Origin of the sequence: Oceanimonas pelagia (genome assembly GCF_030849025.1) — a bacterium.
Lineage (GTDB): Bacteria > Pseudomonadota > Gammaproteobacteria > Enterobacterales > Aeromonadaceae > Oceanimonas > Oceanimonas pelagia.
In genome coordinates this window covers 1,162,625-1,178,030 of the sequence record NZ_CP118224.1, presented here as the reverse complement: position 1 = coordinate 1,178,030, position 15,406 = coordinate 1,162,625, and the positions used below count along the sequence as shown (strand labels likewise).

13 protein-coding genes are annotated in these 15,406 nt (G+C 62.8%); 4 read left to right on the top strand and 9 right to left on the bottom strand.

Translation table 11 applies throughout. The features are described from left to right. Positions 1 to 73: 73 nt before the first annotated feature. The 7 genes from oppF to PU634_RS05545 all read right to left on the bottom strand — a co-directional run bounded on the left by oppF (position 74) and on the right by PU634_RS05545 (position 8,726). Positions 74 to 1,054 (bottom strand): murein tripeptide/oligopeptide ABC transporter ATP binding protein OppF, encoded by a 981-nt coding sequence (gene oppF, locus PU634_RS05575; RefSeq protein ID WP_306763074.1) that lies wholly within the window; start codon positions 1,052 to 1,054, stop codon positions 74 to 76. After that, entirely contained in the window at positions 1,047 to 2,012 is a 966-nt protein-coding gene (locus PU634_RS05570) for an oligopeptide/dipeptide ABC transporter ATP-binding protein (protein ID WP_306763073.1), read from the bottom strand. The genes oppF and PU634_RS05570 overlap by 8 nt, the downstream gene beginning before the upstream one ends. An 11-nt stretch (positions 2,013 to 2,023) precedes the next feature. Then, positions 2,024 to 2,932 carry an oligopeptide ABC transporter permease OppC gene (gene oppC, locus PU634_RS05565; RefSeq protein ID WP_306763072.1) on the bottom strand — a complete coding sequence of 303 codons (909 nt, stop codon included), beginning with the start codon at positions 2,930 to 2,932 and terminating at the stop codon, positions 2,024 to 2,026. A gap of 7 nt (positions 2,933 to 2,939) precedes the next feature. After that, positions 2,940 to 3,860, bottom strand: a complete 921-nt coding sequence (gene oppB / locus PU634_RS05560) for an oligopeptide ABC transporter permease OppB (RefSeq protein ID WP_306763071.1) — start codon at positions 3,858 to 3,860, stop codon at positions 2,940 to 2,942. A 186-nt stretch (positions 3,861 to 4,046) separates the two neighbouring features. Then, positions 4,047 to 5,660 carry an ABC transporter substrate-binding protein gene (locus PU634_RS05555; protein ID WP_306763070.1) on the bottom strand — a complete coding sequence of 538 codons (1,614 nt, stop codon included), beginning with the start codon at positions 5,658 to 5,660 and terminating at the stop codon, positions 4,047 to 4,049. Positions 5,661 to 5,825: 165 nt separating this feature from the next. Then, a complete protein-coding gene (locus PU634_RS05550) occupies positions 5,826 to 7,523 on the bottom strand; it encodes an NAD-dependent malic enzyme (RefSeq protein ID WP_306763069.1) in 1,698 nt (565 codons plus the stop codon). Between the two features lie 120 nt (positions 7,524 to 7,643). Then, complete coding sequence (locus tag PU634_RS05545) at positions 7,644 to 8,726, bottom strand: GGDEF domain-containing protein (RefSeq protein ID WP_306763068.1); 1,083 nt, start codon at positions 8,724 to 8,726, stop codon at positions 7,644 to 7,646. A 228-nt stretch (positions 8,727 to 8,954) separates the two neighbouring features. Here PU634_RS05545 and PU634_RS05540 point away from each other — a divergent pair, with 228 nt between their 5' ends. Genes PU634_RS05540 through PU634_RS05525 form a run of 4 tightly spaced genes read left to right on the top strand, consistent with a single transcriptional unit; the run spans position 8,955 to position 11,352 of the window. Beyond that, positions 8,955 to 9,305, top strand: coding sequence for an ArsC family reductase (locus tag PU634_RS05540; RefSeq protein ID WP_306763067.1), 351 nt, complete (start codon positions 8,955 to 8,957; stop codon positions 9,303 to 9,305). A gap of 19 nt (positions 9,306 to 9,324) precedes the next feature. Further along, positions 9,325 to 10,458 carry a succinyl-diaminopimelate desuccinylase gene (gene dapE, locus PU634_RS05535; protein WP_306763066.1) on the top strand — a complete coding sequence of 378 codons (1,134 nt, stop codon included), beginning with the start codon at positions 9,325 to 9,327 and terminating at the stop codon, positions 10,456 to 10,458. Further along, complete coding sequence (locus tag PU634_RS05530; RefSeq protein WP_306763065.1) at positions 10,455 to 11,114, top strand: M15 family metallopeptidase; 660 nt, start codon at positions 10,455 to 10,457, stop codon at positions 11,112 to 11,114. Before dapE ends, PU634_RS05530 begins: the two co-directional genes overlap by 4 nt. Before the next feature lie 10 nt (positions 11,115 to 11,124). Continuing rightward, positions 11,125 to 11,352 carry a hypothetical protein gene (locus PU634_RS05525; protein WP_306763064.1) on the top strand — a complete coding sequence of 76 codons (228 nt, stop codon included), beginning with the start codon at positions 11,125 to 11,127 and terminating at the stop codon, positions 11,350 to 11,352. A 184-nt stretch (positions 11,353 to 11,536) separates the two neighbouring features. Here PU634_RS05525 and PU634_RS05520 read toward each other — a convergent pair whose 3' ends face one another. Together PU634_RS05520 and bamC are read right to left on the bottom strand one after the other, a co-directional pair. Then, a complete protein-coding gene (locus tag PU634_RS05520; protein ID WP_306763063.1) occupies positions 11,537 to 13,879 on the bottom strand; it encodes a DNA polymerase II in 2,343 nt (780 codons plus the stop codon). Positions 13,880 to 14,251: 372 nt separating this feature from the next. After that, on the bottom strand, positions 14,252 to 15,235 hold the full coding sequence (gene bamC, locus PU634_RS05515) for an NlpB/DapX family lipoprotein (protein WP_306763062.1): 984 nt from the start codon (positions 15,233 to 15,235) through the stop codon (positions 14,252 to 14,254). Between the last annotated feature and the right edge of the window lie 171 nt (positions 15,236 to 15,406).

The following is a 15,406-nucleotide window of genomic DNA, read 5'->3' as shown; positions in this document are numbered from 1 at the left end:
ACGATGGCGCGCCCTGGTGTCTGAATATGGGGCTGGCCGCAGGGTTTTCAAGGCCGATTTGCAAATAGTGGCATTATTCCACCTTGAAACAGGCCACCCGGTGTTCGGCCGGTCCTTTCAGCTCGGGGACGGCCCTGGCGCACTCGTCATCCGCCAAGGGACAGCGGGTGCGAAACACACAGCCCGAGGGCGGGTCGAGGGGCGACGGCGGCTCGCCCTGCAACAGTTGCACCCTTCTGGTTTTTTCCGCATCCGGGTCGGGAACGGGCACCGCACTGAGCAGCGCCTGAGTGTAGGGATGTTTCGGGTTGTTATAGAGGGCCTGCCTGTCGGCCAGCTCCACCCCGTGGCCCAGATACATCACCAGCACTCTGGTCGAGATATGGCGCACCACCGAGAGATCGTGGGCAATAAACACCAGCGCCAGCCCCAGCTCCCGTTGCAGCGCTTTCAGCAGGTTGATAACCTGGGCCTGAATGGATACGTCCAGTGCCGAGACCGGCTCGTCGCAGATGATCAGTTCCGGCTCGAGGATCAGCGCCCGGGCAATGCCAATGCGCTGGCACTGGCCGCCGGAAAACTCGTGAGGGTAGCGGTTGACCAGACTGGGCAGCAGGCCCACCCGCTCCATCATGGCCCACACCCGTTGGCGCACCTCGCCCCTGTTCAGGTGCGGCTGAAAGGTGATCAGCGGCTCGGCGATACTCTCCCCCACCGTCATGCGCGGGTTGAGCGAGGCCAGCGGATCCTGAAAAATCATCTGCATGTACCGGCGCACGGTGCGCCAGTCCTTCGCCGCTTGGCCGGTCAGCTCCCGGCCCTGCCAGCGCAGCGAGCCGGCGGTCACGGGCACCAGGCCAATGATGGCCCGGGCCAGGGTGGACTTGCCGCAGCCCGACTCTCCCACCACCCCCAGGGTTTCGCCCGGTAACAGCGTGAAACTGACGCCGTCTACCGCCTTAAGTCGTTGCGGGGCCTGCCAGGGCCAGGCGCCCTTGCTTCGCACCGGAAAATGCACGTGCAGATCGTGTACCCGCAACAGCGGCTCAGTCATGGCTTGCCTCCAGAAAACAGGCGCTGTGCCGACCGTCACCCATGTCTTCAAGGGGCGGCATCTCTCGCCGGCAGCGGTCAAACACATGCGGGCAGCGGGCCTGAAACGGGCAGCCCGCCGGCAGCCGCAGCAGGTTGGGCGGATTACCGGCCATGGTGGCCAGCGCCTCTTCGTCGCGGTCGAGCCGGGGAATGGCCGCCAGCAACCCCTGCGTATAGGGGTGGGCCGGACGATAGAAGATATCCCGCACCGGCGCCACCTCCATGGCGCGACCGGCGTACATCACCAGCACCCGGTCGCAACTGCCGGCCACCACCCCCAGATCGTGGGTGATCAGCATGATGGCGGTACTGAACTCGGTTTTCAGCTCGTTGAGCAGGCGCATAATCTGGGCCTGCACGGTCACATCCAGCGCCGTGGTGGGCTCGTCGGCAATCAGCAGGCCGGGCCGGCACAACAGCGCCATGGCGATCATCACCCGCTGGCGCATGCCGCCGGAAAACTCGTGCGGGTAGCGGCCCATGCGGTCCCGCGCCTCGGGTATGCTCACCGCCTCCAGCATGCGCACCGACTCGTTAAAGGCATCTTTTCGGCTCATACCCTGGTGCAGCAGCAGCACTTCCATCAGCTGTTCCCCCACTTTCATATAGGGGTTGAGCGAGGTCATGGGGTCCTGAAAAATCATGGCGATTTCTTCGGCGCGAATGCGGTTGAGCGCCCGCTCCGGCAGCCCCAGCAGTTCCCGGCCCCGATAGCGCACGCGGCCGCCAGCGCGGCCGTTGCCGGCCAGCAGTCCCATAATGGCAAAGGCGGTCTGGCTTTTGCCCGAGCCCGACTCGCCCACAATGCCGAGGGTTTCGCCGGCCCGGAGCGAAAAGCCGAGATCGTCCACCGCCGCCACCCGGCCTTCCGGCGTATCAAATTCCACCCTGAGACCATCGACGCTCAGCAGCTCCATGGTTGCCTCCCTCACCGGTCACGGGGATCCAGGGCGTCGCGCAGGCCGTCCCCGAGAAAATTGAAACAAAACAGGGTCACCACCATAAAACCGGCGGGAAACAGCAACTGCCAGGGCGCCACCTCCATCGCCTTGGCGCCCTCGTCAAGCAGGGCTCCCCAGCTGGTCATGGGCTCCTGTACCCCCAGGCCGAGAAAGCTGAGAAAGGACTCGAACAGGATCATGCCCGGTACCAGTAGGGTGGCGTACACCACCACGATGCCAAGCACGTTGGGCACAATATGGCGGACAACAATCCGCAAGCGGCTGACGCCGCACACCTCGGCCGCCTCGATAAATTCCCGCCGTTTCAGGCTCAGGGTCTGACCGCGCACAATACGCGCCATGTCGAGCCAGCTCACCGCGCCGATGGCAAGAAAAATCAGCCCGATGTTGCGGCCAAAAAAGGTGACCAGCAGGATCACGAAAAACATAAAGGGAAAGGAATAGAGAATATCCAGCAGCCGCATCATGACACGGTCGGTGCGTCCGCCCATCACCCCGGCGGTGGCGCCGTAAAGAGTGCCGATCACCACCGCCACCAGGGCGCCGAGCAGCCCCACCATCAGGGAGATGCGCCCGCCCATCAGGGTGCGCACAAACAGATCCCGCCCCAGGGAGTCGGTGCCAAAGTAGTGGGCATTTTCCAGGGTGGGGGCCGCCATCATGGCCCCCCAGTCGGTGTCATCAAAGGCATGGGGTGACCACAGGGGCCCCGCCAGCACCAGCCCGGTCATCAGCAGCAACACCAGCAGGCTGGCCAGGGCCGCCCGGTTGTGAAAAAAGCGCCGGCGGGCATCGGCCCACAGGGAGCGGCCCGGCACCTCCAGCTCGCCGGCAAACCGGGCCAGGGCGGCGGTTTTATCCTTGGTGGTGACCATGCATACCTCAGTAACGGATCTTGGGGTCGATCAGGGCATAGAGAATGTCGACCAGGGCGTTAAAGGTAATGGTGAGGGCACCCACCAGTATGGTGAGCCCCAGCACCATGGAGTAATCACGGTTAAGCGCGCCGTTGACAAACAGCTGACCAATGCCGGGCAGGCCAAAGATGGTTTCAATGACCACGGAGCCGGTGATGATGCCCACAAAGGCCGGCCCCAGGTAGGACACCACCGGCAGCAACGCCGGACGCAGGGCATGGCGCCGCACAATGTGCGCCATGGGCAGGCCCTTGGCCTTTGCTGTGCGAATAAAGGGCGCGTTCAGTACCTCGATCATGCTGCCGCGCATGATGCGGGCGATGGCGGCAATGTAGTGCATCATCATGGCGATGACCGGCAAAATCAGATATTGCCAGCCGCCGTCCTGCCAGCCCCCGGCGGGCAGCCATTTCAGCCCGATGGCAAATACCAGGATCAGCAGCGGTGCCAGCACAAAGGACGGGACCACCACCCCCAGCATGGCGCCGGACATCACCATATGGTCCACCCAGCTGTTCTGCCTGAGCGCCGCCACCACACCCGCCGTCACGCCCAGCAGCACGGCGCCGGCAAACGCCAGCAGGCCGATGCGCGCCGACACCGGCAGTGCCTGGGCCACCAGCTCGTTGACGGTAAAGTCCCGGTACTTGAACGAGGGCCCCAGATCCCCTCGCGCCAGGTTGCCCAGGTAGGTGACATACTGCTGCAGCACCGGCTGGTCGAGGCCGTATTTGGCCTCGATATTGGCCATGACTTCCGGCGACAGCGAACGCTCGGTGCTGAACGGGTTGCCGGGGGCAAAGCGCATCATGAAAAAGGAAATGGTGATCAGCACCAGCAGGGTGGGTATGGCTTCCAGTATTCGCTTCAGTATGAATTTGAACATGGGTTAACCCCTTAACGCCGCAGCCTGACGGCCGTCATCTTCCCGACACCGGCATGACAGGAAAAGTAACGTCACTCCCGCGTAGGCGGGAGTCCAGGGCAAAAGTGCACCCTCTGACACCAGAGCGCCGGCCGGGAAATGGATGCCCGCCTTCGCGGGCATGACGAAATGGTCATCATGCAGGGCCTACTTCGCCCTGATATACATATCCTTGCTGTAAATATTGTCGAGGGGATTGTCGGGGTACCCCCCCACCTGAGGCTGTACCAGCCGCGCCTTGACGTACTGGTAAATGGGCGCAATGGGCATATCCACCGCCAGTATCTCCTCGGCCTGGGCATACAGGGCATTGCGGGCCTTCTCGTCGCTGGCCAGCCTGGAGGCGGCCATCAGCCGGTCAAACTCGGGGTTGCTGTATTGGCCGTCATTGTTGCCATGGCGGCTCTGCATCAGATCCAGCATGCTGGACGCCTCGTTGTAATCGGCAATCCAGCCGGCCCGGGCCACTTCGAAGTTCCCTTGAGTCTTGGTATCCAGGTAGGTTTTCCATTCCTGATTAACCAGCTCCACTTCCACCCCCAGGTGCTTTTTCCACATGGAAGCAATGGCCACCGCCACCTTGCGGTGGTTGTCGTTGGTATTGTAAAGCAGCTCAAAGCGCAGTGGCTTGTCCTTGCCGTAACCGGCTGCTTCGAGCAGCGCCCGGGCCTTTTCATCCCGCTGCTGCTGGGTCCAGCCGGCCCAGACCACCGCCGGCGGCGTAAAGCCGTTCACCCCCTCCGGGGCCAGGGTATAGGCGGGGCGCTCCCCCTGCCCCATCACCTTGCCGGCAATAATGTCGCGATCGATGGCGTAGGACAGGGCATTGCGCACCCGGACGTCGTCAAAGGGTTTTTTTTGCGTGTTGAACACATAGTAATAGGTGCCCACGTAGCCGTTCACCCGAACGGCGTCGGGGTGCTCCTTTTGCAGCCGTTTGAAGTGCTCCAGAGGAATGTCGTAGGTCATGTCCAGCTCGCCGGACAGAAACCGGTTCATCTCGGCGTTCTGCGACGCGATGGGCAGATAGACCACCGTGTCCAGTACCGTGTCGGCGTTGTTCCAGTAGTGAGGGTTGCGCGCCAGCTCAATGCGTTCGTTGACCACCCAGTTGCTGAGCCGGTAGGCACCGTTGGAGACCATGTTACCCACCCGGGTCCACTCGTCACCGAATTTTTCCACCGTGGCCCGGTGCACCGGGTAGGTGGGCGCCAGCGACAGCATGGACACAAAATAGGGCACGGGGCTGGCCAGGGTAATTTCCAGGGTGTGCTCATCCAGCGCCTTCACGCCCAGCTCAGTGGCGGGCTTGTTGCCGTTTACCACCTCGCTGGCGTTGAGAATGGTGGCCTTTTCCAGATACCAGGAATAGGGTGAGGCGGTGGCGGGATCCACCGCCCGCCTGAGGGCATATTCAAAGTCCTGCGCGGTCACCGGATCGCCGTTGGACCAGCGGGCGTTGTCGCGCAGGTGAAACACATACACCAGATTGTCGCTGCTTTCCCAGCGCTCGGCCACGCCGGGCACCACCTCGCCATCGGGACCGGAATTCACCAGCCCCTCAAACAGATCCCGCAGCACGTTGCTCTCGGGCACCCCTTCCACCTTGTGCGGGTCGAGGGACGCCGGCTCAGAGCCATTGCCCCGCACCAGTTGCTGCACCTTGGCAAGCTCGGTGCCTGCGGGCACCACGGCGGCCTGGGCCGGCACACCGAGCGCAGCACAGAGGGAAAGGGCCAGCAGGGAAATTTTAACGGTCATGGTTCTCTCCTTGAATAACCGGGCTCGCCCACCCTGGCTCGCCGCCGGACTCGTGGTTGCTCACCAGTCAGGGTCCAATATACCCAGAGGGTTATATGAATACCAGCCATGGGCCGGGATCAAAAAAGGCATGCCGAAGCATGCCTTTTGCGGTTCACCCCGGGATCAGAACGAAACCCGACGATAATGGCGGTATTCCGGATTCCAGTAGTTGGCCTCAATGGCCTTGTCCAGCACCTCGTCGGAGGTCTGCAGGGCCTGGCCCTGCAACTGGGCGGTCTTGGCCACCATCTTGGCGATGTGACGGCTGACCTGCTGAATTTCGGACAGCGGCGGCAGCAGCGCGCCTTCGCCATCTTTCGCCAGCGGCGAGCAGGCCGCCAGGGCCCGGCTGGACGCCATCAGCATGGCATCGGTCACCCGCTTGGCACCACAGGCCAGCACGCCCAGGCCGATGCCGGGGAAGATGTAGGAGTTGTTGCACTGGGCAATTTCATACAGCTTGCCCTTGTACTCCACCGGCGCGAACGGACTGCCGGTGGCCACCAGCGCCTGGCCGTCGGTCCAGTTGATGATGTCTTCCGGGGTCGCTTCCACCCGGGAGGTGGGGTTGGACAGCGGGAACACGATGGGCCGCTCGCAGTGGGCGTGCATGGTCTGGATCACTTCCTTGGTGAACAGACCCGGCTGGCCGGACACGCCGATCAGAATGTCGGGTTTGGCGTTTTGCATCACCTCCAGCAGGGAGATGTTGTCGCCGGCCACGTTCCAGTCCTGCAGGTTGTCCAGGGACTGGGCCAGCGGACGCTGAAAGTCCACCAGGTTGGGCATGTTGTCGGTGATCAGGCCAAAACGGTCGACCATGAACACCCGCTCCCGGGCCTTGGCGTCGCTCAGGCCTTCGGCCTTCATCTGCGCCACGATCTGCTCGGCAATGCCGCAGCCGGCGGAGCCGGAGCCGAGGAAGGCCACCTTTTTCTCCGACAGCTTGCTGCCGCTGGCCTGACAGGCGGCGATGAGCGACCCCAGGGTGACGGCGGCGGTGCCCTGAATGTCGTCGTTAAAGCAGCACAGCTCATCCTTGTAGCGGTTGAGCAGGGGCATGGCGTTCTTCTGGGCGAAATCTTCAAACTGCAGCAGCACGTTGGGCCAGCGGCGCTTGACCGCCTGAATGAAGGCGTCCACGAACTCTTCGTATTCCTCGCCGGTAATGCGCGGGTTGCGCCAGCCCATGTACATGGGATCCTTCAGCAACTGCGGGTTGTTGGTGCCCGGGTCCAGCACCACCGGCAGGGTATGGGCCGGAGAGATACCGCCACAGGCCACATACAGCGACAGCTTGCCGATGGGAATGCCCATGCCGCCAATGCCCTGGTCACCCAGGCCGAGAATGCGCTCGCCGTCGGTCACCACGATCACCTTGACGTTGCGCTTGGTGGCGTTCTGCAGAATGTCGTCGATATGATCTTTATCGGGGTAGGAAATAAACAGACCCCGGGCACGACGGTAGATGTTGGAGAATTCCTCACAGGCCTGGCCCACGGTGGGGGTGTAGATGATGGGCATCATCTCGGTGAGGTGATCTTCCACCAGACGGTAGAACAGCGTCTCGTTGGTATCCTGAATGTTGCGCAGGTAAATGTGTTTGTCGAGATTGTTCTGAAACCCGCAGTACTGCTTGTAGGCCCGTTCGGCCTGCTCTTCGATGGTTTCAATGTTGTGAGGCAGAAGACCTTCCAGGTTGAATGCCAGCCGTTCTTCCTTGGTGAACGCGCTGCCCTTGTTCAGCAAGGGAGTTTCAAGCAGTGCGGGGCCGGCATAGGGAATGTAAAGGGCACGTTTGTCCTGTTGGTCTTGGGGCATAGACATCTCGCTTAGTTATTTTTCCGCAGGAAAGTCATGATGTGAAATTGGTATACGGGGGCTTGGCACGCAGTATAAGCCAAGCCCCGTATACAAACCACCACTCGAAAGGCTTATTGATCAGGCCGCCGCCTGTACACAGTTTCTGCCGTTTCGCTTGGCGTCATACAGCGCCTCATCGACCTGATTGAGCAACACCTGCAGCTTGCTGTCATGGCGTCCTTCCACCACGCCGGCGCTCAGGGTCACGGTGATTTCGCCCTCGCCCAAGGGGTTTTCCACCGGCTGGGACTCCACCGCCAGACGCAGGGTCTCGGCCCGGCGCAGGCCCTGCTCCAGGGTGGTATTGGGCAGCAGCACGATGAATTCCTCGCCGCCAAAGCGGGCCAGGGTGGCGTCGGGGCCAAAAATGTCTCCCAGAGTGGTGGCCACCCGCACCAGCACCTCGTCCCCCATCAGGTGGCCGTGTTCGTCGTTGATGCGCTTGAACCTGTCCAGATCGAACAAAATCAGGGTAAAGGGCTGATGGCGGCTGTCGCGCTGTGCCTGCTCGAGCTGACGCATAAACAGCCGGCGGTTCATCAGCCGGGTGAGCGGATCCCGGGTCGACTCCCGGTACAGATCCAGCAACATGCGCAACTGGCCCGCCTGCACCCAGATCATGGCCAGGCTGAAGCACAGCAGCAGCCACAGCCGATCCAGCAGGGCGCCGTTGTGCAGGCTGTGCCGGTCCAGCCAGTAGTCGGTGCCAAGCACCGCCAGGGTGACCACCAGCGCCACGCGCAGCCCCGACTTCACCGGCAGTGGCAGCACGCTCAGCAGCGCCAGCAGAAAATAGGGAAAGGCCACATAGCCAATGGGAATGGGCGCGCCGTCGCGAAAGCTCCACAATCCCACCAGATTGAAGGTGAGCAGAATGCCCAGCAGAAAATACAGCGACGCCACCATCCAGCGCCGGTTGAGCTTGCACAGGTAGCTGAGCGGCAACAAGGGCGTGAGCATGGCGCCGGTGATCAGCCGGATTTTCCAGATAAGCTGAAAGTGGGCCGGATCCAGCACCCACCAGTCCACGGCAATCCAGCCGGCAATGCCGATGATAAGCAGGGTCACCAGCCAGCGAAAACGAATGGCCACAAAGCCGATGCGGGTCAGTTTAAAATCGCTGGAGTGGTAACTGTCGCTCCAGTATTCCTTGAGTTCCAAGCCTTTCCCCTTTTGTTCTGAAGGCAAAGCGAATGAAAAGCCGCGTCATGGTGCGAGACCGGGTATCAGGGTCCGGATTCGGCTGGCGGCGGCGACGGGAATTCAAAGTCGCTAACACTAACCAAAGCGGCGGTGATGCGCCAGCGGATTTTGTCGCGACGCCGCCCCGGTTGCAGCCCGGCACCTTAAGTGACAAAATTCCGCCCACCCTCCAGGAGCAACAGCATCATGACCGTGACCCTTTACGGCATCAAAAACTGCGACACCGTCAAAAAGGCCCGCAAGTGGCTGGAGCAGGCGGGCATCGATTACCGTTTTGTGGATCACCGCGCCGATGGCCTCGACCCCGAGCTACTGGCCCACTGGCTGGACGTGCTGGGCTGGGAGCAGGTGCTCAACAAGCGCGGCACCACCTACCGCACCCTGAGCGATGCCGACAAGGCCAGTCTGGGGCCCGACACCGCCGCCGCCCTGCTGCTGGCCCATCCGGCCATGATCAAGCGGCCGCTTTTGAATATCGACGGTGAGCTGCACTTAGGCTTCAAGCCCGAGCTGTATGCCCGCCTGTTCAACCAATAATAAAGAAGTAAGGAAACACATGACCGACTCTGCCGTGCTGGCTCTCACCAAAGAGCTGATCAACCGCCCCTCGGTAACCCCCGAAGACGAAGGCTGCCAGGAGCTGATGGGCCAGCGGCTGGCCGCCCTGGGGTTCAAACTGGAAACCATGGTATTTGAAGACACCACCAACCTGTGGGCCCGCCGTGGCACCGAAGGCCCGCTGTTCTGTTTTGCCGGCCACACCGACGTGGTGCCTCCCGGCCCGCTGGACCAGTGGCACACACCGCCCTTTGAAGCCACCGAGATTGAAGGCTACCTGCACGGCCGCGGCGCCGCCGACATGAAGGGCTCGCTGGCGGCCATGGTGGTGGCCACCGAGCGCTTCGTGGCCCGCTTTCCGGATCACCGAGGCTCCATCGCCTTTCTGATCACCAGCGACGAGGAAGGCCCCTTTATCAACGGCACCACCCGGGTGGTGGACACCCTGGAAGCGCGCAACGAAAAGATCACCTGGTGCCTGGTGGGCGAGCCGTCCTCCACCCACGAGGTGGGCGACGTGGTCAAGAACGGCCGGCGCGGCTCGCTCACCGGTGATCTCACCGTCAAGGGCGTGCAGGGCCACGTGGCCTACCCGCACCTGGCCGACAACCCGGTGCACAGGGCCGCCCCGGCGCTGGCCGAGCTGGCCGCCATCGAGTGGGACAAGGGCAACGACTATTTTCCGCCCACCAGCTTTCAGATTGCCAATATCCAGGCCGGCACCGGTGCCTCCAACGTCATTCCCGGCGAGATGAAGGTGCAGTTCAACTTCCGTTTCAGCACCGAGCTCGACGAAGACAGGATCAAGGCCCGGGTGCACAGCATTCTCGACGCCCACGGCCTCGACTACCGCATCGACTGGCTGCTGAACGGCAAACCCTTCCTCACCGACGCCGGCGATCTGCTCACCGCCACCGTGGGCGCGGTGGAAGCGGTGCGCCATCAGGCACCGGCGCTGCTGACCACCGGCGGCACCTCCGACGGGCGCTTTATCGCCCAGACCGGCGCCCAGGTGATTGAGCTGGGCCCGGTCAACGCCACCATTCACAAGCTCAACGAGTGCGTGAAAATTGCCGATCTGGAACAGCTCACCGACATGTATGAAGGCATTCTGGAGCGGCTGCTGGCATGATGTCCGCCTGCCTGCTGGGCCTCGACGAACGCCATCTGGTGCCCCTGGCCGAGCCGGGGCACCGGCTGCAGGCCGAGGCCAGGGCGGCGTTTGAGGCCCTGCAGGCGGCCGCCGCCGGGGCCGGATTCCATCTGGCACCGGCGTCGAGCTTTCGCGGTTTTGACCGCCAGCTCGCCATCTGGAACGGCAAGTTCGAGGGCCAGCGACCGCTGCTGGATGCGCACAGCCGCCCCCTCGATGCCCTTACCTTGAGCGAGCCCGAGCGCATTCACGCCATTTTGCGCTGGAGCGCCCTGCCCGGCACCAGCCGCCACCACTGGGGCACGGATCTCGATGTTTACGATCCCACCCTGTTGCCCAGCGGCGGCAAGCTGCAACTGGAGCCCTGGGAATATGAAACCGGCGGCTATTTTCACCCGCTGAGCCAGTGGCTGAACGCCAACATGGGCCGCTTTGGCTTTTACCTGCCTTACGCCGTGGCCAGTGGCGTCGGTGCCGAGCCCTGGCACCTCAGCTACCGGCCGCTGGCACAGCACTGTGAACGCCAGTTGACACCGGCGCTGGTGGCCGAGGCCCTGGCCGCCCGGCCAATATCGGGTAAAACACATATCCTTAACATGCTGGACGAAATTTTCGCCCGCTACATTTACCACTGAGGAAACCACCATGAGCGTCTGGCTCTGGATTGCCCTGCCCCTGCTGTTTCTGGTTGGCCTGTTCGTCAGCGCCCTCAAGGACACCAAGCAGATAGAAAAAAGCGTGCAGCGCAATCGCGACAAGATGAAGCTGCGCCGCTGGGACGACAGCAAGGATGACTGGGGCGTGCCCCCGGGCCAATACAAGCCCGATGACGAGAAGAAAAACGGAGACTCGGGAGCAGGGACTAGGGACTAGGGACTTGGGACTTGGGACTTGGGACTTGGGACTTGGGACTTGGGACTTGGGACTTGGGACTTGGGACTTGGGACTTGGGACTTGGGACTTGGTTCATTATAGGCGCCGCTTCAGCCGGCGCAAACTCGCAGACAAGGGTGCACAGCTACCAGTCCCTAATCCCCAATCACTAATCCCTGCACTGTCAGAACAACCCCAGCTGCTGGCCGGTAATGCCCTCAAAGGTCAGCCCCACGAAGGGCAGAATGGCGTCCGCCACCGGCCTGAGCTGCTTGTCCACATAATGCTGGTAGTCGATGGCCGACTGCCGGTATTCCACCGGCTCAGGCCCGTTCACCGTGATCACATAGGCAATCACCCCCTTGCGCTGGTAGCGCAGCGGCCGGCCCAGTCGCGCGTTGTGCGCGTCGGCAAGCCGGGCCGCCCGTACCTGGGGCGGCTGGGATTTCACATACTGGGCCAGGGGCCGGCGCAGCCGCTTGCGATAGACCAGCTGTTCATCCCGCTCGCCGGCCAGGGTCTGTGCCAGGGTTTCCCGCACCAACCCGCTCGGATCTTCATCATGGAACACCAGCCGGTACAGCTCGGTCTGAAAGGCCCGGGCCAGGGGCGTCCAGTCGGAACGCACGGTTTCCAGCCCCCGGAACACCAGCTCAGGCTCACCGTTTTTGACCCGCAGGCCGGCGTAGCGCTTCTTCGAGCCCTCTTCCCGGCCGCGTATGGTCGGCATTAAAAAGCGGGCGAAATAGCTTTCAAACTGCAGCTCCAGAAAGCTTTCCAGCCGCAGCTCCGCCTGCAGCCATTCCCGCCAGTAAGCATTGACCAGCGCCGCCAGCCGCTGTCCTTCGCGGCTGGCCGAGGCTTCGTCGTGCTCGCCCGTGAGCAGCACGAACACCGAGTCGGTGTCGCCGTAGATCACCTCGTGACCCTCGGCCTCAATGCAATGAGCGCTTCGCTGCATGATGTCGTGGCCACGCAGGGTAATCGACGAGGCCAGCCGGGTATCGTAGAAGCGGCAGCCGCCGGAGCCGAGCACGCCGTAAAAGGAGTTCATCAGTATCTTGATGGCCTGGGAGCGGGGGCCATCGCCATCCCGCTTGGCCTGATCCCGCTCGCGCCAGAGCCCGGCGATAATGTCGGGCAGAAAATGGTGGGTGCGGGAAAAGCGCGCGCCCCGGTAACCGGGAATGGCATCGCTTTCTTCGGCGCCCAGCACCAGCCCCAGGGGATCGATACGGAAGGTGCGAATAATGGACGGATACAGGCTTTTGAAGTCGAGCACCAGCACATGGCGGTACAGGCCCGGGCGCGAGTTCATCACATAACCGCCGGGGCTGGCCAGGCCGCCGCCGGGCGGCAGGTTGGGGGCGGCAAACCCGGCCCGGTGCAGATGGGGCAGATACACCTGCACAAAAGCCGCCACCGAGCCGCCGACACGATCCAGCTCCAGCCCGGTCAACTGGCTGCGCAGGCGCAGAAAATCGAGCACTCGAGTGTGCTCAAAAATGTCCCACACCAGCCGGCAGTCTTCCAGGTTGTAGACCGCCAGTTTCGGCTTGTTAAAGCGAAAGTCGTGCAGTATGGTCGCCAGCCGGTTGGTCACGTCCTCGGTCTGCTTGCCCCGGCCCAGCAACGCCTGCGCCACCGACTCCAGGCTGAAACTGTCAAAGGTGTAACAGGCGGTCTTGAGCGCGTCTATGCCGTCGATGGCCACCCGCCCCGGCAGGGTGACAAACACCTGCTCGGTGTGAGTGCGCTCGCGCAGGTAGGCGCCCTCGCCGCCCCGGCCCAGGGCGAGCTTCAGCCCGTGCAGCGCCGCCCGCTTCAGGATCAGCCGCAGATCAAAGGCCACCAGGTTCCAGCCGATGATGATATCGGGATCATAAGCCGTCAGCTCGCTTTCGAGCGCTCGCAGCAACGCCCGCTCGTCGGCCACCCAATGGATGTCGGTGGCGGCGGGCTCGGGGGCGCCAATCATGATCACCCGGGCCAGCCCCTCGCCATAAAGACCGATGGAATAGAGCTCGCCCTGGCCCGAGCATTCGATATCCAGCGACAGCACGCGAAAACGCGGCTGCCAGTCGCCCCTGCGCAGCCGGGCATGATCCACCTGCACAAAGCCATTCCGTGGCCGCAGGGTACCGGTAAATTCGGTACTGCCCCGAATAAACCGGCTGACAAGGTAACGTTCGTGGGGACGAAGGTCGTACTCCAGCACCTCGATGCCCTCGGCCTGCAGCCGCTGCAGCGCCTGCCAGTGCTCGCTCATGGTCGCGAAATAGAGCACCGCCAGGGGTTGTCGCGCAAAGCTTTGCAGGCCGGGCTCGGTCCATTCAAAACCCAGCTCCGCGAGTGCCCGTTCCACCTGAAGACGCTCGGCCACCGGCACCATCAGCAGGGCCCGCTCGCCGCGCACGGTGAGGCGCGCCGGCCCCTGCGGCGTGCACAGCCAGTAGTGCAGTTCGGTGTGGCCGTGGCGATCCCGGCTGTGGCGGGTGAGCACAAAGCCCGGCTGGATGGAGTTCATTTTGGGGAATGGAGAGTCGGGAACAGGGAATGGCACTCGCTGAAAACCCGTGCCACGCGAAACAGCAGTACGGTTGCACTACGCCGACACGCTTCGAATACTTCCCTGTAACGCTCGGCACATGCCTTCCATGGCATGTGCCGGTCGGCTACGGCAATCCCCACTGCTGCTTCGGGCAACATCGATGCTGTCTGTGAGCGGTCAGTCAGCTCCGAGTGTCCCAAGGAGGGCAAAGGGTGTCTGCTTCGCCGTGCCCTTCGCGCCAGGGATGGCGCGACGGAGCCTACAGGGAGGTATTCACGGCGTGCCGGAGAAGCAGTGCGCTTTGTCCGACGAAAGTGCACGGTACCAATTACCTTTCCCCAAAAAAGCTCAGCGAGCCAGATCGGTACGCTCAAAGGCCGGCGCCAGCGTCTTGATAAGCGCGCTCAGTACTCCGGCGGGTACCGGCTCTCTGTCCTTGTTGCTCAGGCTCAGGCTGGTGCGGTTGCCCAAGTCACCGAGCTGAATGCGGTATTCCTGTTCGGGAATATTCAGCGCCGGCAGTTTGAGATCCTGCCAGTCGCCCTTGCTCAGGCCGTCGAACTCCACGTCCACGTAACCCAGCGCCTGCTGACGGTTGCTGATGTCAAAGCCGAGTTTGGGCAGCAGGGTGATCAGCCGCTTCCAGGTACGGTCGTAGCCCTGCCCGGCCAGCAACAGGCCCTGTCCGGGGTCCAGGGTCAGTTCAATGGGGCTTTTATCCAGCAACTCCTGCTGGCGGCTCAGCTCACGCTGGTAAGACAATGAAAAGGCGTTGAGCATGGAGGCCTCGGCCCGCCGCCGGTCCTGGGCCAGGGCATCGGCGCCCTCGGTGGCCTGCACCTGCACCGCCACCGCCCGGCGCACCGCGTCGGGCATCAGCTGCCAGCGAAACTGCTGCCCGGGTGCACCAATGGCCTTGCCGTTGCTTTCAAAGCCGTTGGCCACGGCGCGGTAGTCGGCATCGCTCTGCTCAAAAAACGCCGTCAGCGCCTTGGTCAGCTCCTGCTCCAGGGGCTGGTCCAGGCGCTGCTGATAAAACCACAGGCCGCTGCCCTCGGCCATGGCCTCGGAGCCGCGCACCAGTGGCAGCACCTGGGTGGGCGGACGAATGTCCAGTGCCTTGCCGGTGGCGCCCTGGGCGGCGCCCTTGGGGATCACGTATTCGGTATTGAAACGCGGCGCCTGCAGTCCTTCCGGGATCAGCAGCGGCGCGGTGCGCAGGGTTTCCTGCTCATAGTCAAAACCACGGTTGGCCTGACTGCGGGTTTCCGGGTTGCTGCAGCCGGCCAGTACCGCCATGGCCAGCAGGCTCATCATTGTTTTTGCTTTCACGCTTTGGTTCATGCCCTAAAATTCGCTTCGGTAACGCGCCCCTTGCCTGCTCTCGCTTTGAGCAATCTGAAGTGCAACAAGAATAAAGGCGGCGATGCTAGTGGTGGCCCCTACCCTAATACAAGACAGGCACTGGAGCCAACCGGCTTTTATGCTAACATGCCCGCTCAC

What these genes read in the sequence shown, in the direction of transcription:
- oppF (WP_306763074.1), bottom strand. Translation starts at nt 1,054, where the DNA reads ATGACTGAGCCGCTGTTGCGGGTACACGATCTGCACGTGCATTTTCCG.
- PU634_RS05570 (WP_306763073.1), bottom strand. Translation starts at nt 2,012, where the DNA reads ATGGAGCTGCTGAGCGTCGATGGTCTCAGGGTGGAATTTGATACGCCG.
- oppC (WP_306763072.1), bottom strand. Translation starts at nt 2,932, where the DNA reads ATGGTCACCACCAAGGATAAAACCGCCGCCCTGGCCCGGTTTGCCGGC.
- oppB (WP_306763071.1), bottom strand. Translation starts at nt 3,860, where the DNA reads ATGTTCAAATTCATACTGAAGCGAATACTGGAAGCCATACCCACCCTG.
- PU634_RS05555 (WP_306763070.1), bottom strand. Translation starts at nt 5,660, where the DNA reads ATGACCGTTAAAATTTCCCTGCTGGCCCTTTCCCTCTGTGCTGCGCTC.
- PU634_RS05550 (WP_306763069.1), bottom strand. Translation starts at nt 7,523, where the DNA reads ATGCCCCAAGACCAACAGGACAAACGTGCCCTTTACATTCCCTATGCC.
- PU634_RS05540 (WP_306763067.1), top strand. Translation starts at nt 8,955, where the DNA reads ATGACCGTGACCCTTTACGGCATCAAAAACTGCGACACCGTCAAAAAG.
- dapE (WP_306763066.1), top strand. Translation starts at nt 9,325, where the DNA reads ATGACCGACTCTGCCGTGCTGGCTCTCACCAAAGAGCTGATCAACCGC.
- PU634_RS05530 (WP_306763065.1), top strand. Translation starts at nt 10,455, where the DNA reads ATGATGTCCGCCTGCCTGCTGGGCCTCGACGAACGCCATCTGGTGCCC.
- PU634_RS05525 (WP_306763064.1), top strand. Translation starts at nt 11,125, where the DNA reads ATGAGCGTCTGGCTCTGGATTGCCCTGCCCCTGCTGTTTCTGGTTGGC.
- PU634_RS05520 (WP_306763063.1), bottom strand. Translation starts at nt 13,879, where the DNA reads ATGAACTCCATCCAGCCGGGCTTTGTGCTCACCCGCCACAGCCGGGAT.